Here is a 20,832-nt window from a genome sequence, read left to right as displayed (position 1 = left end):
TTGTGCGAGTTCCACCTTGAGGCCGACAGGTTAGTGAAGAGTTTCGAGAGAGAGACAAATTCACAAGTCGCGGCAGGATTTGATCCAGCCTGCCGCGACGGTCGTTCCGGCGATCAGGCGAGCGACGTCTCGGGCGGCTCGCTGTCGGAGGGGCGCGTGTCCTCAAGGGGGCGCCCGGCGGGTGCCGCAGCCGGTGCGACGGTGGCGGCCACGGGCTCGGCGCGGATCGTCACTTCGTCGCCCTCGATTCCGAAGCGGACGTTCATCGCGGCCGCGCGGGCCACGAGCCCGGCATAGAACGGCAGGATGCTGTGGGCGTCCACCGCGCCGTTCTCCGGCGTTCCCGCGATCAGATCCTCCACATGGGCGGGGATTCGGGCGTGCGACCCCTTCGATGTGATGACGATGGAGGGGGCCTCCCCGTCGCCGCTGACGAGCACGTCGATCCGGCCGCCACGGGGAATGGTGGTGGTGGCGATCATCACGAGGTTGAGGAGGAGCTTGACCTTGTTCTTCGGATAGAGCGCCTGCGGTGCGCTCCAGGCCAGTTGGGTCTTCTCGTCGCCGAACATCCCGCGCGAGACTTTCTCGGCATCGGCCAGGTCGATCGACGCGCCCGCGGATCCGGCGGCGCCGAACGCGATGCGGGCGAATTGCAGCCGTGCCGAGGCCTGCTTCGCGCTCTTGCCGATCAGTTCGAGGGCGAATTCCCGCATCGAGGTGTCGCTCTCGTCCTCCAGGACTTCGAGCCCGTTCACGATGGCGCCGACCGGGCTGATGACGTCGTGGCAGACGCGCGAGCAAAGCAGCGCGGAGAGATCGAGGGAATCGAGATCGACGGGGGTCATCGTGCTCTCCGCACAGGGCAATGAAGGGGCCGCGGATGCGGCCGGTCCGTCGGCTTCGAGAGATGAAACCAACCGAGGGCGGCACCGATAGACGGCACAGGATGCTTTGAAAAGCGACGCGAGGAGTGCGTAGTCCGCTTCGGAGCCGACTCTAGAGTCGACAAGGCGCGGCTCGCAAGGCAAGACTTTCCTATGCCCCTCGATCCGCGGATGCGCGACAGCATCGCGACGACATTGACCGACATCGCCTGCGAAGCCGGCGACATCCTCCGCCGACATCATGGTGGCGACTGCGCGCACGTGATCAAGCCGGACGGGACTCCGTCGAGCGTCGCCGACATCGCATCCGAAAAGCTGATCTTCGATGCCCTGAGGCAACGCTACCCGACGATCCCCATCGTCTCCGAGGAATCCACTCACGACCTGCCGCCGGCCGACTTGTTCTTTCTCGTCGACCCTCTGGACGGCACGCGCGACTTTCTGGCCGGAAACCCGGATTACAGCGTCAATATCTGCCTGATCGAAGGGAACAGGCCGGTCGCATCGGCCGTGGCGGGTCCGGGCATCGGCCGCGTCTGGGGGGCCGGCGCCACGGCCTTCGAGGCGGTGATCCATCGCGGGCGACCGACGACGCGGAATGCGATCCGGGTCCGGAAGGTGCCGGAGGACGGACTCGTCGCCCTGGTCAGCCGGCGCCACGGCGATACCGAGACGGAGGCCTGCCTCGCGGGACTTCCCATCGGCCAGAGGCGCGGCGTCGCATCGGCCTTGAAATTCTGCCTCATCGCGTCCGGCGAGGCCGACATCTACGTCCGCTGCGGCCCGACCATGGAATGGGACACCGCCGCCGGGGACCATGTGCTGACCACCGCCGGCGGCTGCGTCATCGTGTCGTCGGGGCGTGAGATCACCTATGGCCATTACGGCATTTTCTACCGTAACGGCCCTTTCGCAGCCCTCGGAGATCCGAGCTATACGGGTCGCCTCGGCCTGCCCGATCGCGGGCCGAGCACGAGTACGGTCCGCCAGGGATCTGCCGCGCAGACCACGCCTCCCGTGTGAGAACGCCGTCTCAGGGTGGCGCGCCATCCTCGGTGAGCTTGCGCAGGGCCGGCCATTTCTCCTCCGCCGCCACGACGATGGCCGGCGACGCGACGACCCTCGAACGGTGTTCCCGATTGCGGAACAGGTAGAGACCCTCCCCCGCCGGACCGGCCAGGATCGCGAAGATCTGCGGGTCCGTGTCCACGATCCGGCCATCGAGCACCCCGATCGGATCGTAGCCGGACAGACGCGGCGCATAGGCGGAGGGCGCATCGCGGAAGGCTGCGAGGTTTCCCGGGCGCGAGAAACGCCAGGTCCGACCTTTCCAATCCCATTCGAAGGCCGGTTTGCCCGGCACCGGCTGTCCCTCGGGATCGAGGAAATAGCTGACCGCGTCGAACCCATCGAGGGCGATGAGTCCTGGCCGCGCGAAGGAGGCACAAGGTGCGACGAGGCACGATGCCAGCGCGATTCCTGCAAGGTTACGGCGCGTTAACCCTATCATGCGGTACTTCATGCTCTAATCGGCGCTACGCGGGCTCGTGCCTCCGCTTGTCCCGGCTCGGACAAATCCGGCCAGGAGAATGTCGGCGAACGGGACGGATGTCGAACCTTGTGATGGGCGAACATGGTGCTCCGGATGACAGATCCTTCGAACCCCCTCGCCGCATCGGGCGAGCCCTCGCCGCTCACAGCCCGGCGCCGCGCTCTCATCCTCGGTGCAGCCGCAGCCGCCCTGCTCATCGCGGCGCCCGTAGCTCCGGCCCTGGCCTTCGACGAGCCGCCCCCCGGACGGTTCCGGTCCGCCGAGATCGTGGATAACGGGCATAAGTTCTTCGGCTCGATGTCGCGGGGTCTCGCCCTCACCGTGGAAGAGGCGACCCGGCGCTGGGGCGAGCCCAACGGCTACATCCTCGGGCAGGAAGCGTCCGGCGCCATCGTCGGCGGCGTCCGCTACGGCGAAGGCACACTCTATACACGCAATGCCGGGCAGCGCCGGATCTACTGGCAGGGACCGTCCATCGGGTTCGACCTCGGCGGCGACGGCGATCGCACGATGATGCTTCTCTACAACATGCCCTCGGTCTCCGGCCTCTACCGGCGCTTTGCCGGGGTCGACGGCTCCGCCTATTTCATCGGCGGGTTCGGGATGACCGCCGTGACGAATGACGGAATGGTGGTGGTGCCGATCAGGACCGGCGTCGGTGCGCGCCTGGGGATCAATGTCGGCTATCTGAAATTCACGTCGAAGCCGACCTGGAACCCCTTCTGATCCGACCCGACTCGTGGGCCTCGGCCGGCGGCGGTTCGTCTCGAACCCGTCAAAGGATTGGTCTCGCCTGGGGGATATGGTCTAAAGACATGCACGTCGCGGTCTGTCCGACCGCGCCAGGGGCTAGGAAGAGCATTCCCGCGTGATCGAAACCGTGATGATCTTCGCGCTCGGCTTCCTCGCTGCGAGCCTGTGCGCCCTCATGGTCCTGCCGGCCGTCAATGCCCGGGCGACCCGCCTCGCCAAGCGCCGGCTCGAAGGCCTCGTTCCCCTCTCCGCCTCCGAAATCGCCGCCGAGAAGGATTATCTGCGTGCGCGTTTCGCCGTCACCCAGCGCCGCCTCGAGCGGAAAGTGGAAGCGGCGCGCGCCAGCCGCCATGCGGATATGGCGGCCATCGGCGCGCGGACCCTCGAGATCGCCGCTCTGTCGCGGAACGTGGAGGAGCGGGATGCCGCCCTGGCATCGACGCGGGCGACCCTGGACGGTGTCGAGCGCGACCTCGCCACCGCGCGCGCGGAGGGAACCCTCAGCCTCGCCACGCTCGAAGTTCTCGAGAACGCCCATCGCGATCTCCTCGACGATCTCCACGCCCTGCGCGAGGCGCGAGCGGCGCAGGCTGACGCGCCAGCCGACGACGAGGCGGGGCAGGACCTGCAGGAGCGCTACTCGGCGCTCCTCGCCGAATGTGAGGCCCTGCGCACGGCAAAGGCGTCTCCCGACGCTGAGATCGCCGCCCTTCGCCAGCGCATCGTCGAGGTGGCGGATTCGCTGCTGCGACAGAACCGGCTTCCGTCCGTCGATGTTTTCGCCATGCCTGGCTCGCAGGCCGGTTCGATTCCGGTGAAACAGACCGAACCCGTCTGATTTACCCGCGGGTGGAGAGAGGGCCGTTGCAGGCGGCCGGAGGAGTGGCGTAGAAGCCGCGTCTTCATGGGATGACCACCGGCGTGCCTTGTTTCGACCATGCAAAGGCATCATCGGGTTCGTTACATCCTCACTGTCTGAGACGGATCGCGTTCCCTATGACTTCCAAGATGACTTCGCTTGCCCTCGCACTCGTGACAGTGTCCGTGTTCTCGTCGGCGGCGGCCTTCGCCCAAGCCGCTCCCCAGACGAAGCGGGGCAACGAGACGCTCAAGAAGTATTGCACCGGCGATTACCTCACCTATTGCGGCAACCTCTCTCCCGACGATCCGGCGGTGGACAAGTGCTTCCAGACCAACTGGACCAAGCTGTCCGAGAATTGCCGCCGCGCTATCGACGCCTACGAGAAGACGGGCGGCAAGAAGGGCTGATCCCCTTCATTGAGGCCCCGGTGCCTCAGGCAGCACAAAGCGTGGCCGTTGCGCTCGCATCAGCGGGACGCAACGGCTATGATGCCGACGCCCGAGGCTCCGGACCCACGTTGATGTTGTTTCGTTCCCGACTGACGCTGCTCCTCGTTCTGGGCTGCGTGTCCCTGGCCGGCTCCGGCTGCGGGCGACGCGGTGCCCTGCAGGCCCCCGATACGCGGGCACCGGTGCAATCCTCCGGAGTCGGGCTCGGATCGTCCCCGGTGGCGGATTCCACCGCCGTGGCCGACGGCGACGACCTCGACCCCTCGGCGATTTCCGGCACGCCTCAGGCGATCAAGGAAGCGCCCGTGCAGACATCGAAGGGCGTCAAGCGCGGCTACACCATTCCCAAACAGCCCTTCATCCTCGATCCGCTGCTGTAGAGGATCGCCGGCGGGCCGACCGCCGCGCTCTCCTTTTCAGATCCGCGTTTCAGGATCCGCGTCCCAAGGCCCGTCGATGCACCATTTCCATTATCGCGACGGCCTTCTGGCGGCCGAGGATGTCGATCTGACCGGCCTGGCCGCCGAGGTCGGTACCCCGTTCTATTGCTACTCCACCGCGACGCTCGAGCGGCATTACCGCGTCTTCGCCGAGGCCTTCGCCGGGGACGACGCCCTCGTCTGCTACGCGATGAAGGCGAATTCGAACCAGGCGGTGCTCACCACGCTGGCGCGTCTCGGCGCGGGGATGGACATCGTCTCCGAGGGCGAGCTGCGCCGCGCCCTTGCCGCCGGCGTCGATCCGCAGCGGATCGTGTTCTCCGGCGTGGGCAAGACCCGCGAGGAGATGGCGGCGGCGCTGCATGCCGGCATCTACTGCTTCAACGTGGAGAGCGAGCCCGAGCTCGAAACCTTGTCGGAGGTGGCCTCTTCTCTTGGCGCGACCGCTCCGGTCTCCGTCCGGGTTAACCCGGACGTGGATGCCGGAACCCACGCCAAGATCTCCACCGGAAAATCCGAGAACAAGTTCGGCATCCCCATCGGGCGCGCGGCCGATGTCTATGCCCGCGCGGCGTCCCTGCCGGGGATCGCGGTGTCCGGCGTCGACATGCATATCGGCAGTCAGATCACCGATCTCGCGCCCTTCGCCCATGCGGCCGGGCTGCTGGCGGAACTGGCGCGCAGCCTGATGGCGCAGGGTCACCCCCTGCATCACATCGACTTCGGCGGTGGCCTCGGCATTCCCTATCGCGAGGACAACGCCCCTCCCCCCGAGCCCGCCGCCCTTGCGGAGATTCTGCGCCCGCATTACCGGTCTCTCGGCCTGCGCCCGGTGTTCGAGATCGGCCGCATGATCGCCGGCAATGCCGGCATCCTCGTCACCCGCGTCCTCTATGTGAAGCGCACGGAGGGCCGGACCTTCGTCATCGTCGACGCGGCGATGAACGACCTGATCCGCCCGACGCTTTACGAGGCCTACCACGCCCTCCGTCCGATCATCGAGCCCGGTGCCGAGACGTCCCGCCTCGTCGCCGATGTGGTCGGACCGGTCTGCGAGAGCGGCGATTACATCGCGCTGGGCCGCGACATTCCCGATGTCGCACCGGGCGACCTCGTCGCCGTGATGACGGCGGGCGCCTACGGGGCTGTCCAGGCCGGAACCTACAATACGCGCCGCCTCGTGGCCGAGGTTCTGGTGAGCGGCGACCGCGCGGCCATCGTCCGGCCGCGTCAGACCTACGACGACCTCATCGGCCTCGACCGCGTGCCCGACTGGCTGCGGTCGGAATAGCCGCGCGCCCGCGATGCGGGTGGGCCGATTTGACCCGATCGCCGTGCGCCGCCACCATGCTAGGCTGACAGCGCGGGATGCGGCGAGCACTCACCGCCTCGGGAGCCCAGCAGAATGGACGAGGCCGACGCGACGACCTCCGGTGCGACCCAGATGACGACCCCGAAGCCGCCGGCCGCGCGAAGCCGGCTCGATCGGCTCGTGTCGCGTTCGCAGGCCGCCGGGCTGTGGGAGCGGGCATGGCCCCTGCTCTGGCGAGGGCTCGCCGTGATCCTCGCCTTCCTGGCGGTCTCATGGCTGGGGCTCTGGCTCGATCTGCCACCGATCTGGCGGATCTCGGGGCTTTCCGCTTTCGCCGTCGCACTCCTCGCCGCGTTGGTTCCCTTGATCCGGCTCTCCCGCCCGAGCCGCCGGGATGCCCTCGCGCGGCTCGACCGCGATGCCGCTGCGGGCAATTCCAGCCTGTCCCACAATCCCGCTTCCGCCATCGAGGATACGCTCGCCGTCGGTTCGTCCGATCCGGCGACACAGGCTCTCTGGGCCCTGCACCAGCGCCGTGCGGCCGAGGCGGTCGCACGATTGAACGTCGGCCTACCCCGTCCGGGCATGCCGCGCCGCGACCCCTTCGCCCTGCGCGCGGGCCTCGTCGTGGCGGCGGTCGCCAGCCTGTTCGTCGCCGGCCCGGAATGGCGCCAGCGCATCGGCAGCGCCTTCGACTGGCACGAGGCCGCCGGACCTGCACCGAGCTTTCGGGTGGATGCCTGGATCGATCCGCCGCTCTACACCCGGCTTCCGCCCCTCGTCGTCACCATGAACGGCACCGAGCAGCGCCTGCGCGCACCGGTGAACGCGACGCTGATCGTCCGGATCGCCGGCCAGGGCGATGTCGTGCTGACCCCGAATGCCGGTTTCAAGCCACTGCCTGGCAAGGAAGCGCGTCCAGACCTCCGTGAGGACCGCTTCCAGCTCGTCGGTGGCACCGCCGATCTCGTCATTGCCGCGGGCTCGGCGCCCACGCAGCATCTCATCGTCGAGACCATCCCCGATCTCGCCCCGGAAGTCAGGCGTATCGGCGGCCTGGAGGTAAATGCACGCGGTACCTTCAACCTGACCTACCGTGCCAAGGACGATTACGGCATTGCCTCTGCCGACGGGATCATCGAGCCCCTGGCCGGCGGGCGCTCCCTGGTTCCGGTGCCGAAGATGCCACTCGCCCTGCCTTCCGATGTGAGCGGGGACACCGACACGAAGACGCTGGTGGATCTTACCGACAATCCATGGTCCGGCGCGCGTGTCCGCCTCACCCTCGTGGTCAAGGACGAGGCCGGCCAGGAAGGGCGGACCGAGACGGCGGAGATCACGTTGCCGGCGCGGCCGTTCCGCGAACCTCTGGCGCGCGCCTTGGCGGAAGAGCGCCGACGCCTCGTCACCGCTCCCGACGAAAGCCGGCGCCGGGTGCAGACCGCCCTCGACGCGCTGATGATCGCGCCGGACCAGTTCACACCGCAGCCGTCGATCTTCCTCGGGCTGCGCACCGCATCCCGCCGGCTCAAAGCTGCGCGGACCGACGAAGCCCTCGTCGAGGTCGCCGACCTGTTGTGGGAGATGGCGCTCAAGATCGAGGACGGCGATCTGTCCGACGCGGAGAAGAGCCTGCGCGCCGCACAGGACAAGCTGAAGGACGCCATCGAGCGCAACGCGCCGGACGAGGAGATCAAGAAGCTGACGGAGGACCTGAAACAGGCCCTCGACAAGTTCATGAAGCAGATGGCCGAGCGCCAGCAGAAGCAGCCCCAGCAGCAGGGCGAGAAGGGCAAGTCCCAGCAGAACGCCAAGACCGTCACCCCGGACGATCTGAACAAGATGCTGAAGGACATGGAAGAGGCGATGAAGCGCGGCGACACCGCCGAGGCGCAACGCCTGCTCGAAGAGCTTCGCAGCATCCTCGAAAATCTTCAGACCGCCGAGCCGGGAGCCAAATCCGACCCGAATGGCCGTGAGATGAGCAAGCAGGCCGAGGAACTCGACAAGATGTCCCGCGAGCAGCAGGCGCTCCGCGACGAGACTTTCAAGGATGGCCAGAACAAGCGCGGCCAGCAGCCCGGGCAGAAGCAGGGCCAGAAGCCCCAGCGCGGCCAGCAGGGGCAGCAGCAGAATGGCGATCAGGGCCAGCAGGGCGGAGAGCAAGGGCAGCAAGGTCAGAAGGGCCAGAAAGGCGAGCAGGGCCAGGGCGGCGCCGGCGAACGCCAGCAGGCCCTGCGCCAGCGGCTCGAGGATCTGCAGAAGCGAATGAAGGAGCTCGGGATGCAGGGCGAGGAAGGCCTCGCCGACGCCGAGGAGGCGATGCGCGACGCCGAAGGCGCCCTCGGCGAGGGCAAGGAAGGCGATGCCGTCGACGCTCAGGGCCGCGCCCTCGATGGCCTCAAGCGCGGGGCCGACGGGATGCAGAAGCAGATGGAGGAGATGGCCCAGGGCGAGGGTGAAGGCGAGGGCGAGCAGGAGGGCGGCGAGAACCCCAGTCAGCAGGGGCAGGCCGGCAATCGCGACGACGATCCGCTCGGCCGTCCGACGAAGGGCCGCGACCTCTCCGACGGACGTGGCAAGGTTCCGACCGCCGACGAATCCGCGGTCCAGCGCACGCGCCGGATCATGGAGGAGTTGCGCCGCAAGCTCGGCGATCCGAGCCGGCCGAGAGAAGAGCTCGACTATTTCGAGCGACTGCTCCGGCGAAACTGAGGAGCGCATCCGTTCATCGGGTGCGATGCCCTGCCCTATGGGCTAGGGTAACACCGGAGCCATATGGGCTTCGTCCCCGCGTTCCGAGCCCGAGCCGTCATGTCCTCCAACTCCCTCGTCCTCGTCGCCTGTCTCGCCGTGGCCGTCGTGCTGTTGCTCGGCCTCGTCAACATGATGCGCGGCGGCAGCGCCAACACGTCCCAACGCCTCATGCGTCTGCGCGTATTGCTGCAGTTTGTGGCGATCGTCTTCATCATGGGCGTGGTGTGGTGGCGCTCCGCCTAAGCCACGATCACATCTCGGTGAGTGTGGCGGACGGGCCTCACACGCGATCTAACACGATGACGAGGCGGGATTACTGAGCCGCCGGACTGCCGCCAGCGTATTTCCGCGTGGTAGGAAGGTTCCGTTCACTTTGGATCCGTCATCGATGCAAGCCATCTGCTCTCGCCTGGTCGCCGGCATTCTCGCCCTGCCTGTCGTGTGTTCCGCCCAGGCCGCCGATCTTGGATCGCCGCCTCCCGCTGCGGCCTACGTCACGCCTGTCCAGCCGCTGAGCATCGTCTCCGAGGTGCGTATCGGCGGGGCCGTCCAGGATCCCGGCAGCGCCGAGAAGAACACCAACGCCATCAACGGCGAGATCCTGTTCTACAAGCCAATTGTGAGCCTCGACCCGTTCTGGCAGGCCTTCGTGGCGCGCCCAACCGTGGGCGGCAGCTACAACTTCGATGGCCGCACCAGCTACGCCTATATCGGCCTGACCTGGACGGTGGACCTCTTCCCGCAGACCCTGAACAACCGGGTCTTCCTCGAAGGATTCTTCGGCGCGGGCGCGCATAACGGCTATACCGGCCTGAAAGCCAACGCACCGGCCGGCTTCAACTCCCTCGGTTGTAATCCGCTGTTCCGCGAAGCCGCGGCGCTCGGCTATCGTCTGACCGAGCATTGGAGCATCATGGCCACCGTCGAGCACATGTCGAATGCCGGCCTGTGCCACGAGAATCGCGGCCTGACGAATTTCGGCGGCAAGATCGGTTACACGTTCTAAGCCCGACGCCTGGATCTGAGATCGGATAACCCTTGGTCACCCTGAACCGCATCTATACGCGAACCGGCGACAAGGGCTCCACAGCGCTCGCCAATGGCGAACGTCGCTCCAAGGCGGATCTGCGGGTCGAGGCCTACGGGACGGTCGACGAGACCAATGCCTGCATCGGCCTCGTCCGGCTCCATGCCGATATCGTCCTCGACGCCATGCTCGGCCGCATCCAGAACGACCTGTTCGATCTCGGTGCCGATCTCGCCACCCCGGAAAGCGACGAGCCGCCGGCTTACGAGCCCCTGCGTATCGTCGCCAGCCAGGTGAAGCGCATCGAGGCGGATATCGACCTGCTCAACGCCGAGCTGTCGCCGCTGAAATCCTTCGTGCTCCCCGGCGGTTCGGCAGCCTCCGCCGCGCTCCATCTCGCCCGCACGATCTGCCGCCGGGCCGAGCGCCTGACGGTGGCCCTCGCAGCCGTGGAAGGCGAGCGCGTCTCGCCGGAGGCACTGCAATACCTGAACCGCCTGTCGGACTTCCTCTTCGTGGCGAGCCGCACGGCCAATGCCAATGGAGCCGACGACGTGCTCTGGGTTCCGGGCAAGAACCGCTGAAGCGGGATATCTGGTAGACCGCATACAAGACGGCCCGGATTTCAAACCCCATGTGTTCGACGCGGGGCTAGACTGTCGCACGCGTTGACAAGTCTGAAATCCCCCCGTTACGGTCCGCCGCTTCATTCCAAGAGGGTGCCCGGACCTTCGACCGCGTCGAAGGCCCTTCGCGCGCTGCGCCGGCCCTTGCCAAGAAAATCATTGGAGGATTGTGACCGCCATGAAGGTTCTGGTGCCCGTCAAGCGGGTCGTCGACTACAACGTCAAGATCCGCGTCAAGGCCGATGGTTCGGGTGTCGAACTCGCCAACGTCAAGATGTCGATGAACCCCTTCGACGAGATCGCCGTCGAAGAGGCGATCCGTCTCAAGGAAAAGGGCAAGGCGACCGAGATCGTCGCCGTGTCCATTGGACCGCAACAGGCGCAGGAGACGTTGCGCACGGCTCTGGCCATGGGTGCCGACCGGGCGATCCTGGTAAAGACCGACGGGCTCGTGGAGCCGCTGGCGGTGGCCAAGATCCTGAAGGCAATCGTCGAGAAGGAGGCGCCCGGCCTCGTCATCCTCGGCAAACAGGCCATCGACGACGATTCCAACCAGACCGGACAGATGCTGGCCGCCCTGCTCGACTGGCCACAGGGCACCTTCGCCTTCAAGCTCGAGTTCGGCGAGGGTTCGATCGACGTCACCCGTGAGGTCGATGGCGGCCTGCAGACCGTCACCCTCGCCCTGCCGGCGATCGTGACCACGGATCTGCGCCTGAACGAGCCGCGTTACGCGTCGCTTCCTAACATCATGAAGGCGAAGAAGAAGCCTCTCGAGGAGCTCAGCCCCGATGCCCTCGGCGTCGACGTGACGCCCCGGGTCAAGGTGCTGAAGACCGTCGAGCCGGCCGGACGCAAGGCGGGCATCAAGGTCGGCTCCGCGGCCGAACTCGTCCAGAAGTTGAAGGGCGAAGCCTCGGTCATCTGAGCTTCGCGCTCGCGCATCGGCCGTCGCAGGATGGCCGGTGCCGGCCCACAATCCCTCCCTTCGGCCGCAGACCGGCGCGACGCCGCGACGGATGCCAGGCCGCACCGCATATGAGGTTCGACGCATAGCATGGCCATTCTCCTCCTCATCGAGCACGATAACGGCGCCGTGCGCGACGCCAGCCTGAAGGCACTCTCCGCCGCCAAGGAAATCGGCGGACCGATCCACGCCCTGGTCGCCGGTGCGGCGAGCCGCCCGGCAGCCGATGCCGCCGCCGCTCTCGACGGTGTCGACAAGGTGCTGCTGGCCGAAGACGCCGCCTACGACCACGCCCTGGCCGAGCCGACGGCCGCGCTGATCGTCTCGCTCGCGGGCGATTACGACGTGATCATCGCCGCCGCCTCCACCACAGGCAAGAACGTGCTACCGCGCGTGGCCGCCCTCCTCGACGTGGCGCAGATCTCGGACATCATGAGCGTGATCTCGCCCGACACGTTCGACCGGCCGATCTATGCCGGCAACGCGATCCAGACCGTCCAGGCCGCCGAGGGCAAGAAGGTCATTACGGTCCGCATGGCGGCGTTCAAGGCCGCTGCCGCCGGGGGATCGACGGCCCCGGTGGAGCCGGTCTCTGCGAGCGCGCCCGCTTCCTCCAAGTCTACCTTCAAGGGCGAGGAGATCGCCCAGTCCGACCGGCCCGAGCTGGCCGCCGCCAAGATCATCGTTTCGGGCGGCCGCTCGCTCGGCTCCTCGGACAAGTTCAAGGAGCTCATCGAGCCACTGGCCGATGCCCTCGGCGCGGCGGTGGGTGCCTCGCGCGCCGCTGTCGATGCGGGCTACGCTCCCAACGACTGGCAGGTCGGACAGACCGGCAAGGTCGTGGCGCCGGACCTCTACGTGGCGGTGGGCATCTCCGGCGCAATCCAGCATCTGGCCGGAATGAAGGACTCGAAGGTCATCGTCGCCATCAACAAGGACGAGGACGCGCCGATCTTCCAAGTGGCGGATTACGGCCTGGTCGGCGACCTGTTCCAGATCGTCCCCGAGCTTCAGGCCGAGATCGCCAAAGCCAAGGGCTGATCCCGGGTCCCGGAACCACGACAGGACTTCGCCGCGGGCATCCGCGACGGAGTTCTTTTCCCATTTAAGCGCTTGCCCGGGCTGCACCTCAGCGAGAAAATGATCTAGGAATTTTGTGCGCCGCATTTCAATTGCGGTGCCAACGCCTCGATCGCTAGGCGGGCGTTCTGCGGCCGAACCGGCCGCGCCTCAGGGGTGCGAGTTCAAGCGATGGCCATCGAGATCAAGACCGTCGGAATCATCGGCGCCGGCCAGATGGGTAGCGGCATCGCCCATGTCTGCGCCATGGCCGGGCTGGACGTGCGGCTGAACGACCGCGACACCGCCCGCATCCATAGCGGGCTCGCGACGATCGACGGCAATCTGGCACGTCAGGTCTCCAAAGGCACGATCACCGATGAGCAGAGGCGCAGTGGCGTCGCCCGTATCCTCGCCGCCGAAAGCTACGACGACCTCGCCCCCTGCGATCTCGTCATCGAGGCGGCGACGGAAGACGAGGCGACCAAGCGCCAGATCTTCACCGCCCTGTGCCCGTCGCTGAACCCTGATGCCATCGTGGCGACCAACACGTCGTCGATCTCGATCACGCGCCTCGCAGCCGCGACCGACCGGCCGGAGCGGTTTATCGGCATCCATTTCATGAATCCGGTTCCGGTCATGCAGCTCGTGGAGCTGATCCGGGGCATCGCCACGGCGGACCCGACTTACGTCTCCGCTAAGGCCTTCATCGCCAAGCTCGGCAAGACCTCCACCATGTCGGAGGATTTCCCGGCCTTCATCGTCAACCGCATCCTGCTGCCGATGATCAACGAGGCGATCTATACGCTCTACGAGGGTGTCGGCTCCGTGGAGGCCATCGACACCGCGATGAAGCTCGGCGCCAACCATCCGATGGGCCCGCTGCAGCTGGCCGATTTCATCGGTCTGGATACCTGCCTCTCGGTGATGCAGGTGCTCTACGAAGGTCTGGCGGATTCGAAGTACCGTCCCTGCCCGCTTCTGGTGAAATATGTCGAAGCCGGCTGGCTCGGCCGGAAGACGAAGCGCGGCTTCTACGATTATCGCGGCGAAGTCCCGGTTCCGACCCGCTGAGAGGCGGCAGGCCGGGAAAGCTCAAGCCCAGAGTGAGAGTCGTGGCTCATCGGGCGAAGATTTCTTGCGAGTGATCTCGCCAGATCAACGACGCTTCTCAAAAAAAAACGCTACGGCTTGGAAGCGGTTAAGTCCGCTGCAATGCCGTAGCGCGCTGTCGTCGTTGCCGGTCGTTAGAACCGACATGACGTCTGGCCTATTTCTGGCCACCGTTAGCCGACGGCTGGGCCGGCGCCGGGTAGGCCGGGTTGCCAGCGGGAACGTTGCCGGTGTTCGCCGACGAGGTTCCGTTTCCAGACCCGTTCACGGAGCCGGTGACCTGGCCACGGGAAGCGTCCTGGCTCTGTGAGGCGTAATCCTTCGGAGAATTCGCACCCTGCCAGGTCATCAGACCGGTGATGGCGATGGCGAGGAGGACGAGGCTGCCGATCAGCACGTAGAGGACAGGCTTGCCCTTTTTGCCCTGACGCGCGTCCTGACCTTCGAGTCGTTCTGCCATGAGATACCTTTCCGAGCTCGGCCGGGGACGGCCGTCATGTTCATCCTGAGACGCGGGTGTCTCATTTGGTGGATTGAACGCGACGGCCGAGGTGCCTGTTCCGAGGCGATCGGCCCTGGCGGTGGCATCTGACGGAAAAGCCGCACCGCTATCGAGGTGAAGTCCTGGTTCAGCGCCCGGTCGTCAGCATGATCTTGCCGAGATGCGCGCTCGACTCCATGAGCGCATGGGCCTCGGACGCCTTCTCCAAAGGGAAGGTGGCGTGGATGATCGGCTTCATCCGGCCGTCGGCGAGGAGTGGCCAGATATCCCGACGCAGGCCCTCGGCGATGGCCGCCTTTTCTGCTTTGGGACGCGCCCGCAGGGTCGCACCGGTGAATGTGAGCCGCTTCATCATGATCGGCGTCATGCTGAAGCTCTCGACCTTGTAGCCTTGCATGAAGGCGATCTGCACGAGGCGTCCCTCGATCGCCAGGGAGGCGAGGTTGCGGGCGAGGTAGGGCGCGCCCACCATGTCGAGGATGACGTCGACGCCCTTGCCCTCGGTGAAGCGCTTGATCTCCTCGGCAAAATCCGTCTCGCGGTAATTGATCGCCTCGTCGGCGCCGAGCTCCTTGCAGAACGCGCATTTCTCGGTCGAGCCGGCGGTGGCGAAGACCCGAGCGCCGTGCAGCTTCGCCATCTGGATCGCCGTGGAGCCGATGCCGCTCGATCCGCCATGGACGAGGAAGCTTTCGCCCGGCTTCAGGCGTCCGCGCTCGATAACGTTGCTGTAGACGGTGAAATAGGTCTCCGGCAGTCCGGCGGCCTCGATCAGCGAGAGCGGAGCCGGGCGCGGCAGGCATTGTCCGGTCTCGGCCACGGCGAATTCGGCATATCCGCCGCTGATGGTGAGGGCGCAGACCTCGTCGCCGATGGCGAAGCCCTCAGCCCCCTCGCCGAGGGCCGCGATCCGGCCGGCGACTTCGAGGCCCGGGATTTCGGTGGCGCCCTTCGGCGGCGGATATTTGCCTTCGCGTTGCTGGATGTCGGGCCGGTTCACGCCGGCCGCGACCACTTCGATGAGCACCTGGCCGGGACCGGGCTGGGGCCGCGGCACCGTCTCGAGCGTCAGGACGTCCGGCCCACCTGCTCCCGCGAACCGGATCTGGCGCATGGTCTCTGGCAGGTCTGGGCTTGACGTCATCGCATCACATCTCCGGTTGGCGTGACCCGTCATGTGCGGCCGGAGGGCGGGTTGGCAAGGGCGCAGTTGGTAAGCGAGGACTGTCTCAACGGGTGCCGTACATCCGGTCGCCGGCATCGCCGAGTCCGGGCACGATATAGCCGTGGTCGTTGAGGTGGCTGTCGATGGAGGCGGTCCAGACCGGCACGTCGGGATGCCTCGCCTGGAGCTTGGCGACGCCTTCCGGTGCCGCCAGGAGGCAGACGAAGCGCAGGTCGCGCGCGCCGCGCTGCTTCAGGAGGTCGATGGCGGCGATGGCCGAATTGGCCGTGGCGAGCATAGGGTCGAGGACGAGGACGGTGCGGTCGGCGAGGTCGGACGGTGCCTTGAAATAGTATTCCACCGCCTCAAGCGTCTCGGGGTCGCGATAGAGCCCGACATGGGCGACGCGCGCGGAGGGCACCAGCGAGAGCATGCCGTCGAGGAAGCCGACGCCCGCGCGCAGGATCGGGGCGAGAACCAGCTTCTTGCCCGCGATCTGCGGCGCTTCCATCGCCTGGATCGGGGTTTCGATCGTCACCCGCTCCAGGGGAAGGTCGCGGGTGACCTCATAGGCGAGGAGCATCCCGATCTCGTTGAGGATCTGGCGGAAGCCCTTGGTCGAGCGCTCCTTCTGTCGGAGCAGGGTCAACTTGTGCTGGACCAGGGGATGGTCGACCACCGTGACCGTCGCGCGGATCTCCGCGCCGGTAACGTCCGTATTCGCCATCGCCTTCACTCCCCCGAGAAGCGGCCTACCGTGCCACGAGCGGCACCGGACCGACCCCACCCTCTTTTGAACTCCCGCCCTTATGGCCCCCCAGGGCATGAAAATCCGATAAAGAAGCGCGGCCATGACGCGGCGGGGGCGCGTCCCGGTCGTCGGAGCGAGGCAAACAGGGTGGTCCGGATCGTCGATGAAACTTATCCGAAACAGCACGCCCATGAGCAAGTCCGCCCGTAACGACCGGGTCCGCTATCGCGCCACGTTCCTCAACACGCTCGGGGCGTCCCTGGTGATGGTCGGCTTCTTCCTGCCAGGGATGCGGCTCTACGAGGGGTATGACCACCGCCTGTCCCGCGCCGAGGCGTGGAGCGTCTCGCTGCGGTTCTTCCAGACCGAGCCGGGTGCGGTGAGCGTGACGGCCCTGATCCTCGGCTTCTGCCTGCATTTCATCGCCCTGCATCACCTGAAGAAACTGCAGGATTGATCGGGCCGCTGGACGAACGAAAAAGGGCTCCCGGCATTGCTGCCGGAAGCCCTCCGTGACCCCGGATGGGGTATCGATCAGACGTTCTGCGTCGAGCCGCTCGTATTGCGCTTGGCCATGAAGGCGTCGAACTGCTCGCGGTCCTTGGCGCGCTTCAGTTCTTCCACGAACTCGGCGAAGGCACGGCTCTCCTCCTGCAGCGCCTTGCGCTGGGCATTGAGCCGGTCGAGTTCGGCGCGGCGGTAATCGTCGAAGGCGAGGTTACCGGTGCCGCGCAGATCCGCGGCCTCGAACGCCTGAGCGAAGCGCGATTTGCGCATGCCCGCCTGCCAATCGGACCCACGGCCGATCATGCCGCGCAGTTCGGACAATGCCGGGTAACCCGCCACCTTCCAGGCGATGTAGGCCGCCGCCAGCGGCCACCAGTAGAAGAACGCGACGACGACGGCGCCGATCTCGAAAGAGCGGCGGGCAAACGGACCGCTGCGGCAGGCTTTGCCGGTGGCCCAGGGAGAGGTCGAGGAAAAGCTCACGGCTCACAGCTCCGATGTTAATGTGAACCACATTTACTTGCGAACGCGACGTGGTGGTTTCAAGGGTCGTTTTCAGAGAGTGTCAGGCCGAGTGTCGGGGACGACCCGCGCCATGGACGAGGGCCAGCACTCCGGCACGTAGCAGCTCGTATTTGTCTGGCATGCCCGGCCCCTTCGGCAGATGGCCGGAGGCCGAGAGCGTGGCGAGCCCGTGCGAGAGGGCCCAGACTTCCAGGGCGACGAAACGAGGCTCGACTCCGCCGAAGCCATCCGGAAACGTCGATTTCAGCGCTTCGAGCAGAAGGTCGAAGGGGCTGGGCCTCGGCGGGACGTCGGAGGCTGCTTGCTCCGCCGTCATCGGGGCGCCACGCGTCTCGAAGATGGCGGCATAATAGCCGGGCTCTTCCTCCGCGAAGGCGAGATAGGCCTCCCCCATTCGGGTGAAGCGCTCCAGTGGTGTTCCGCGTGAGGTGAGTGAGCGTGCCAGACGCTCGGCGAGGTCGGTGAAGCCACGGCCGGCCACCTCCTCCAGCAGAGCTTCGCGACCCCGGAAATGGCGATAGAGCGCGGCCGGTGTCACGCCGACGAGGCGTGCCGCATCCACCAGGGTGAAACCGCCCACACCACGTTCGGCGATGAACCGGCGCGCCGCTTCGATCAGCGCCTCTTTGAGGTTGCCGTGATGGTAGCTTCGCCGGTCTCCCGGTCCTTCTCGCCAGGGTCGCACTGGATTCCATCCTCGGGCGATCGCCGGCCAGCGGCTGCACCTTTGCCGCGACTCTGCCGGGATGGCCCTCCCCTAACACGCGGAGCGCGCTTTTCGACCCTCCTCTGTCTACCCGTGGACAGAGATTTTCGAACGGCGATTGACAAGCACGATCCTACAAAATGTAATGGTATTACATTGCATTGTGGATATCCGATGAGCCAGCGCGATCACCGTCTCCCCGTCACCGTCCTTTCCGGCTTTCTCGGTGCCGGCAAGACGACGCTGTTGAACCACATTCTCAACAACCGCGAGGGGCGACGCGTCGCCGTGATCGTCAACGACATGAGTGAGGTGAATATCGACGCCGCCTTGATCCGCGAGGGCAGCGCCAACCTCTCTCGCACCGACGAACGCCTGGTGGAGATGACCAATGGCTGCATCTGCTGCACGCTGCGGGACGACCTCCTGGCCGAAGTCCGGACGCTCGCGGAGGAAGGGCGGTTCGATTACCTCCTGATCGAAGGCACGGGCATCGCCGAGCCGCTGCCGGTGGCGAGCACCTTCTCCTTCCGCGATGAAGACGGGGCTGCGCTGAGCGATATCGCCCGCCTCGACACCATGGTCACCGTGATCGACGCCGTGAGTCTCCTGCGCGATTACGGTTCGACGGCGTTCCTGCGCGACCGGGGCCAGACCGCGGGAGAGGAGGATGCCAGGACCCTCGTTGACCTTCTCGTGGAGCAGATCGAGTTCGCCGATGTGGTCGTCGTCAACAAGGCGGGTGATGTCGGGGCGGATCAGCTCGCTCTGGTCCGCTCGGTGATACGCGGACTCAATGCCGATGCCCGCATCATCGAGGCTTCCCATGGCCGCGTCGCGCTCGATCAGGTTCTGGATACCAGCCTGTTCAGCGAAGAGAAGGCGCAGAAGCACCCGCTTTGGTTCAAGGAGCTCTACGGCGCCGCCGAGCATGTGCCCGAAACCGAGGAATACGGAATTGGCTCCTTCGTCTACCGCGCCCGCCGTCCCTTCGCCCCCGAGGCATTCGACGCTTTCACCAAGACCACATGGCCGGGCCTCATCCGCGCGAAGGGGCATTTCTGGTTGGCGACGCGGCCGGACTGGGTCGGCGAATTCTCCCTTGCCGGTGCCATCGCGCGGGTCTCGCCGATGGGGGCGTGGTGGGCCTGTGTGCCGAAGGCCCGCTGGCCGGAGGATGCGGAGTGGCGCACCCATTTGTCCCGGACCTGGAGTGAGCCCTGGGGCGACCGCCGCCAGGAACTCGTCTTCATCGGAACGGGCCTCGATCGCGTGGCGATCACCGCCGCACTCGATGCCTGCCTAGTTGGTTCCGAGGATGTGACGCGGTTCGATCCGGCGCCGTACCGCGCCCTGCCCGATCCGTTTCCCGCCTGGCAGCGTGCCGCCGCCTAATGGCGTTCTTTTCCCTCAAGGATGCCCGCGCTCGCTCGGCCGCACGCTCGGCCGATGCGGCGAGCCTCAAAGGCGAGCTTCGCCTGGGTCTCGGGCTCGGCGAGGATGACGTCCTCGCCGTCAACGAAATCGCCTGTGGCGAGCCCGGCTGCGCCGATCGCGAGACCATCGTCCTGGTGATGCGGGTCGGCGAGCCGACGCGGGCGCTGAAGATCGCGCGTGGACTGGAGGCGGTCGAGCCCGACGACATCGCCCGGCTGGGGGCGGAAGAGGATGCCATGAGGCGGGAGGGCGCGACCCCGCCCGGAGCTTCCGCGCCTATAGTTTGAAAATCGAGGATGCCCGGTCCAGGGCGGTCTTCTTGCCCGTTCGGGCCGATTCCAGCCGCTCGATCTCGGCGCGCAGCAGGGCGATCCGTTCGGCGATCTCGTCGAGGGAGAGGGTGTCGAGGCTTTCGCCGATCGTATGGGAGACCGTGCGCTTCGGCCGGTCCGTGTCGTCGTCGCGCATGGCTCGTCCCCCTGTCATCCGGCGCTCGCCTAACGGTCCCACCGCGAGACCGAGCGAACGTGCTGCTGAGTGCCGGCATATTGCTTGAGGAATGTCGTCATTTCCGACAGTTCCGGCGCCTTCGAACGGAAGGTGACCGAGAGGGCTAGAAGCGTGTCGGCATGGTCGAGACCGGGATAGATCCGCTCCTGCACCGGCACGCGCACCGCGCGCAGCCGCGCCGCGAGGCTCTGGGTATTCTGCGGGCGCACGATGGTGTCGTTGTCTCCGCTGGCGAGGAAGGCTGGGGGCGAATGGGGACCGGCGAAGGTGATCGGCTGCGTCGCCGCCGGATCGGGGGCCTGTCCGAACACGTCCCGCGAGGTGTCCTGGTCGAAAGGATGGAAGTCATAGGGGCCGGATAGACCGGCCACGGCCCGGATCACCTTCGGGTCGACCCCCGCCTTGCGCAGGTAGCGCGGATCGAGCCCGAGCATCAGGGCGTTGTAGGCCCCGGCCGAATGGCCCGCGAGAACGATGCGGCGCGGGTCGCCGCCATATTCGGCGATGTTGTCGCGGACCCAGGCGATGGCGGCGGCACCATCGTCGAGGAAGTCGGGGAACCGCACTTCCGGGTAGACCCGGTAATCGGGGATGACGGTGACGAAACCCTGGGCCGCCAAGGCCTGACCGACGAATTCGTAATCGTCCTTCGCGCCCGATTTCCACGAGCCGCCATAGAAGAAAACCAAGACCGTCGCATCCGCCGCGCCGCCGACGGGCGTGAAGACATCGAGGCGCTGCCGCGGATGGGTGCCGAAGGCGGCGCTCTTCTGGGCGAGCCGGCCGCCTTGGTCGCGCGGGCCGATGGCATCGAAGAGGGCGAGGGGCGAACAGGCCGTGACCCCGAGGGCGGCCAGTGCGAGGCAGGCGAGAGTGGCGAAGGCGGCGAAGGCGCGGGTCATGCATCTCTCAAACGGGGAAACGA

At 66.5% G+C, this 20,832-nt stretch carries 25 protein-coding genes; 16 read left to right on the top strand and 9 right to left on the bottom strand.

The window, feature by feature from the left end; translation table 11 throughout:
• Window positions 1–113: 113 nt before the first annotated feature.
• Window positions 114–848 carry a histidine phosphotransferase family protein gene (locus A3OM_RS0105210; protein ID WP_018042675.1) on the bottom strand — a complete coding sequence of 245 codons (735 nt, stop codon included), beginning with the start codon at window positions 846–848 and terminating at the stop codon, window positions 114–116.
• A gap of 210 nt (window positions 849–1,058) precedes the next feature.
• Here A3OM_RS0105210 and A3OM_RS0105205 point away from each other — a divergent pair, with 210 nt between their 5' ends.
• Window positions 1,059–1,910, top strand: a complete 852-nt coding sequence (locus A3OM_RS0105205; RefSeq protein WP_245257760.1) for a 3'(2'),5'-bisphosphate nucleotidase CysQ — start codon at window positions 1,059–1,061, stop codon at window positions 1,908–1,910.
• A 10-nt stretch (window positions 1,911–1,920) separates the two neighbouring features.
• Here the strand turns inward: A3OM_RS0105205 and A3OM_RS0105200 are convergent, their stop codons facing one another.
• Window positions 1,921–2,397: a YHS domain-containing (seleno)protein gene (locus A3OM_RS0105200; protein WP_157196434.1), complete on the bottom strand. Its 477-nt coding sequence runs from the start codon at window positions 2,395–2,397 to the stop codon at window positions 1,921–1,923.
• 135 nt (window positions 2,398–2,532) lie between these two features.
• Here A3OM_RS0105200 and A3OM_RS0105195 point away from each other — a divergent pair, with 135 nt between their 5' ends.
• The 12 genes from A3OM_RS0105195 to A3OM_RS0105140 all read left to right on the top strand — a co-directional run bounded on the left by A3OM_RS0105195 (window position 2,533) and on the right by A3OM_RS0105140 (window position 13,765).
• Window positions 2,533–3,165 (top strand): DUF1134 domain-containing protein, encoded by a 633-nt coding sequence (locus tag A3OM_RS0105195; RefSeq protein WP_051074370.1) that lies wholly within the window; start codon window positions 2,533–2,535, stop codon window positions 3,163–3,165.
• A gap of 142 nt (window positions 3,166–3,307) precedes the next feature.
• Window positions 3,308–4,030 (top strand): hypothetical protein, encoded by a 723-nt coding sequence (locus A3OM_RS0105190; protein WP_018042671.1) that lies wholly within the window; start codon window positions 3,308–3,310, stop codon window positions 4,028–4,030.
• A 158-nt stretch (window positions 4,031–4,188) separates the two neighbouring features.
• The gene (locus A3OM_RS0105185) at window positions 4,189–4,461 is read left to right on the top strand and encodes a hypothetical protein (protein ID WP_018042670.1); all 273 of its coding nucleotides are present in this window, start codon (window positions 4,189–4,191) and stop codon (window positions 4,459–4,461) included.
• Between the two features lie 113 nt (window positions 4,462–4,574).
• Window positions 4,575–4,883: a hypothetical protein gene (locus tag A3OM_RS0105180; RefSeq protein WP_018042669.1), complete on the top strand. Its 309-nt coding sequence runs from the start codon at window positions 4,575–4,577 to the stop codon at window positions 4,881–4,883.
• 76 nt (window positions 4,884–4,959) lie between these two features.
• Window positions 4,960–6,234, top strand: a complete 1,275-nt coding sequence (lysA, locus tag A3OM_RS0105175) for a diaminopimelate decarboxylase (protein WP_018042668.1) — start codon at window positions 4,960–4,962, stop codon at window positions 6,232–6,234.
• 114 nt (window positions 6,235–6,348) lie between these two features.
• A complete protein-coding gene (locus A3OM_RS0105170) occupies window positions 6,349–8,970 on the top strand; it encodes a TIGR02302 family protein (RefSeq protein WP_018042667.1) in 2,622 nt (873 codons plus the stop codon).
• Window positions 8,971–9,069: 99 nt separating this feature from the next.
• Window positions 9,070–9,255 (top strand): twin transmembrane helix small protein, encoded by a 186-nt coding sequence (locus A3OM_RS0105165; protein ID WP_018042666.1) that lies wholly within the window; start codon window positions 9,070–9,072, stop codon window positions 9,253–9,255.
• A gap of 145 nt (window positions 9,256–9,400) precedes the next feature.
• On the top strand, window positions 9,401–10,018 hold the full coding sequence (locus tag A3OM_RS0105160; RefSeq protein WP_018042665.1) for an acyloxyacyl hydrolase: 618 nt from the start codon (window positions 9,401–9,403) through the stop codon (window positions 10,016–10,018).
• 32 nt (window positions 10,019–10,050) lie between these two features.
• Complete coding sequence (locus A3OM_RS0105155) at window positions 10,051–10,623, top strand: cob(I)yrinic acid a,c-diamide adenosyltransferase (protein WP_018042664.1); 573 nt, start codon at window positions 10,051–10,053, stop codon at window positions 10,621–10,623.
• A 220-nt stretch (window positions 10,624–10,843) separates the two neighbouring features.
• Entirely contained in the window at window positions 10,844–11,593 is a 750-nt protein-coding gene (locus A3OM_RS0105150; RefSeq protein WP_018042663.1) for an electron transfer flavoprotein subunit beta/FixA family protein, read from the top strand.
• A gap of 129 nt (window positions 11,594–11,722) precedes the next feature.
• On the top strand, window positions 11,723–12,673 hold the full coding sequence (locus A3OM_RS0105145) for an FAD-binding protein (protein WP_018042662.1): 951 nt from the start codon (window positions 11,723–11,725) through the stop codon (window positions 12,671–12,673).
• 210 nt (window positions 12,674–12,883) lie between these two features.
• Window positions 12,884–13,765: a 3-hydroxybutyryl-CoA dehydrogenase gene (locus A3OM_RS0105140; protein WP_018042661.1), complete on the top strand. Its 882-nt coding sequence runs from the start codon at window positions 12,884–12,886 to the stop codon at window positions 13,763–13,765.
• A 196-nt stretch (window positions 13,766–13,961) separates the two neighbouring features.
• Here A3OM_RS0105140 and A3OM_RS0105135 read toward each other — a convergent pair whose 3' ends face one another.
• The 3 genes from A3OM_RS0105135 to upp all read right to left on the bottom strand — a co-directional run bounded on the left by A3OM_RS0105135 (window position 13,962) and on the right by upp (window position 16,198).
• Entirely contained in the window at window positions 13,962–14,264 is a 303-nt protein-coding gene (locus tag A3OM_RS0105135) for a hypothetical protein (protein ID WP_018042660.1), read from the bottom strand.
• Between the two features lie 169 nt (window positions 14,265–14,433).
• Window positions 14,434–15,450 (bottom strand): NAD(P)H-quinone oxidoreductase, encoded by a 1,017-nt coding sequence (locus tag A3OM_RS0105130; protein ID WP_026175730.1) that lies wholly within the window; start codon window positions 15,448–15,450, stop codon window positions 14,434–14,436.
• Window positions 15,451–15,535: 85 nt separating this feature from the next.
• Window positions 15,536–16,198, bottom strand: a complete 663-nt coding sequence (upp, locus tag A3OM_RS0105125) for a uracil phosphoribosyltransferase (RefSeq protein ID WP_018042658.1) — start codon at window positions 16,196–16,198, stop codon at window positions 15,536–15,538.
• A gap of 214 nt (window positions 16,199–16,412) precedes the next feature.
• On the opposite strand from upp, the gene A3OM_RS0105120 reads away from it, so the two are divergent.
• Window positions 16,413–16,679, top strand: coding sequence for a hypothetical protein (locus A3OM_RS0105120; RefSeq protein WP_018042657.1), 267 nt, complete (start codon window positions 16,413–16,415; stop codon window positions 16,677–16,679).
• Between the two features lie 77 nt (window positions 16,680–16,756).
• Here A3OM_RS0105120 and A3OM_RS0105115 read toward each other — a convergent pair whose 3' ends face one another.
• The gene (locus A3OM_RS0105115) at window positions 16,757–17,212 is read right to left on the bottom strand and encodes a DUF2852 domain-containing protein (protein WP_018042656.1); all 456 of its coding nucleotides are present in this window, start codon (window positions 17,210–17,212) and stop codon (window positions 16,757–16,759) included.
• A gap of 82 nt (window positions 17,213–17,294) precedes the next feature.
• Window positions 17,295–17,939 (bottom strand): TetR/AcrR family transcriptional regulator, encoded by a 645-nt coding sequence (locus A3OM_RS0105110; protein WP_018042655.1) that lies wholly within the window; start codon window positions 17,937–17,939, stop codon window positions 17,295–17,297.
• Window positions 17,940–18,134: 195 nt separating this feature from the next.
• Between A3OM_RS0105110 and zigA the strand changes: the two genes are divergently transcribed.
• Window positions 18,135–19,355: a zinc metallochaperone GTPase ZigA gene (gene zigA, locus A3OM_RS0105105; RefSeq protein ID WP_018042654.1), complete on the top strand. Its 1,221-nt coding sequence runs from the start codon at window positions 18,135–18,137 to the stop codon at window positions 19,353–19,355.
• Window positions 19,355–19,684: a hypothetical protein gene (locus tag A3OM_RS0105100; RefSeq protein ID WP_018042653.1), complete on the top strand. Its 330-nt coding sequence runs from the start codon at window positions 19,355–19,357 to the stop codon at window positions 19,682–19,684. Before zigA ends, A3OM_RS0105100 begins: the two co-directional genes overlap by 1 nt.
• On the opposite strand, the gene A3OM_RS0105095 is transcribed toward A3OM_RS0105100, so the two are convergent.
• Both A3OM_RS0105095 and A3OM_RS0105090 read right to left on the bottom strand, forming a co-directional pair.
• Window positions 19,674–19,865: a DUF1192 domain-containing protein gene (locus A3OM_RS0105095; RefSeq protein WP_018042652.1), complete on the bottom strand. Its 192-nt coding sequence runs from the start codon at window positions 19,863–19,865 to the stop codon at window positions 19,674–19,676. The two genes, A3OM_RS0105100 and A3OM_RS0105095, sit on opposite strands and share 11 nt — an antisense overlap.
• A 29-nt stretch (window positions 19,866–19,894) precedes the next feature.
• A complete protein-coding gene (locus tag A3OM_RS0105090) occupies window positions 19,895–20,809 on the bottom strand; it encodes an alpha/beta hydrolase (protein ID WP_018042651.1) in 915 nt (304 codons plus the stop codon).
• Window positions 20,810–20,832: the final 23 nt, after the last annotated feature.

Origin of the sequence: Methylobacterium sp. 88A (assembly GCF_000376345.1) — a bacterium.
Classification (GTDB): domain Bacteria; phylum Pseudomonadota; class Alphaproteobacteria; order Rhizobiales; family Beijerinckiaceae; genus Methylobacterium; species Methylobacterium bullatum.
Note: the sequence above shows the minus strand (reverse complement) of the source record. Positions and strands in the feature narration are given on the sequence as shown.

Coding starts and splice junctions, on each gene's coding strand:
- A3OM_RS0105210 (WP_018042675.1), bottom strand. CDS start 848: ATGACCCCCGTCGATCTCGATTCCCTCGATCTCTCCGCGCTGCTTTGC.
- A3OM_RS0105205 (WP_245257760.1), top strand. CDS start 1,059: ATGCGCGACAGCATCGCGACGACATTGACCGACATCGCCTGCGAAGCC.
- A3OM_RS0105200 (WP_157196434.1), bottom strand. CDS start 2,397: ATGATAGGGTTAACGCGCCGTAACCTTGCAGGAATCGCGCTGGCATCG.
- A3OM_RS0105195 (WP_051074370.1), top strand. CDS start 2,533: ATGACAGATCCTTCGAACCCCCTCGCCGCATCGGGCGAGCCCTCGCCG.
- A3OM_RS0105185 (WP_018042670.1), top strand. CDS start 4,189: ATGACTTCCAAGATGACTTCGCTTGCCCTCGCACTCGTGACAGTGTCC.
- A3OM_RS0105180 (WP_018042669.1), top strand. CDS start 4,575: ATGTTGTTTCGTTCCCGACTGACGCTGCTCCTCGTTCTGGGCTGCGTG.
- lysA (WP_018042668.1), top strand. CDS start 4,960: ATGCACCATTTCCATTATCGCGACGGCCTTCTGGCGGCCGAGGATGTC.
- A3OM_RS0105170 (WP_018042667.1), top strand. CDS start 6,349: ATGGACGAGGCCGACGCGACGACCTCCGGTGCGACCCAGATGACGACC.
- A3OM_RS0105165 (WP_018042666.1), top strand. CDS start 9,070: ATGTCCTCCAACTCCCTCGTCCTCGTCGCCTGTCTCGCCGTGGCCGTC.
- A3OM_RS0105160 (WP_018042665.1), top strand. CDS start 9,401: ATGCAAGCCATCTGCTCTCGCCTGGTCGCCGGCATTCTCGCCCTGCCT.
- A3OM_RS0105150 (WP_018042663.1), top strand. CDS start 10,844: ATGAAGGTTCTGGTGCCCGTCAAGCGGGTCGTCGACTACAACGTCAAG.
- A3OM_RS0105145 (WP_018042662.1), top strand. CDS start 11,723: ATGGCCATTCTCCTCCTCATCGAGCACGATAACGGCGCCGTGCGCGAC.
- A3OM_RS0105140 (WP_018042661.1), top strand. CDS start 12,884: ATGGCCATCGAGATCAAGACCGTCGGAATCATCGGCGCCGGCCAGATG.
- A3OM_RS0105135 (WP_018042660.1), bottom strand. CDS start 14,264: ATGGCAGAACGACTCGAAGGTCAGGACGCGCGTCAGGGCAAAAAGGGC.
- A3OM_RS0105130 (WP_026175730.1), bottom strand. CDS start 15,450: ATGACGTCAAGCCCAGACCTGCCAGAGACCATGCGCCAGATCCGGTTC.
- upp (WP_018042658.1), bottom strand. CDS start 16,198: ATGGCGAATACGGACGTTACCGGCGCGGAGATCCGCGCGACGGTCACG.
- A3OM_RS0105120 (WP_018042657.1), top strand. CDS start 16,413: ATGAGCAAGTCCGCCCGTAACGACCGGGTCCGCTATCGCGCCACGTTC.
- zigA (WP_018042654.1), top strand. CDS start 18,135: ATGAGCCAGCGCGATCACCGTCTCCCCGTCACCGTCCTTTCCGGCTTT.
- A3OM_RS0105100 (WP_018042653.1), top strand. CDS start 19,355: ATGGCGTTCTTTTCCCTCAAGGATGCCCGCGCTCGCTCGGCCGCACGC.
- A3OM_RS0105095 (WP_018042652.1), bottom strand. CDS start 19,865: ATGCGCGACGACGACACGGACCGGCCGAAGCGCACGGTCTCCCATACG.
- A3OM_RS0105090 (WP_018042651.1), bottom strand. CDS start 20,809: ATGACCCGCGCCTTCGCCGCCTTCGCCACTCTCGCCTGCCTCGCACTG.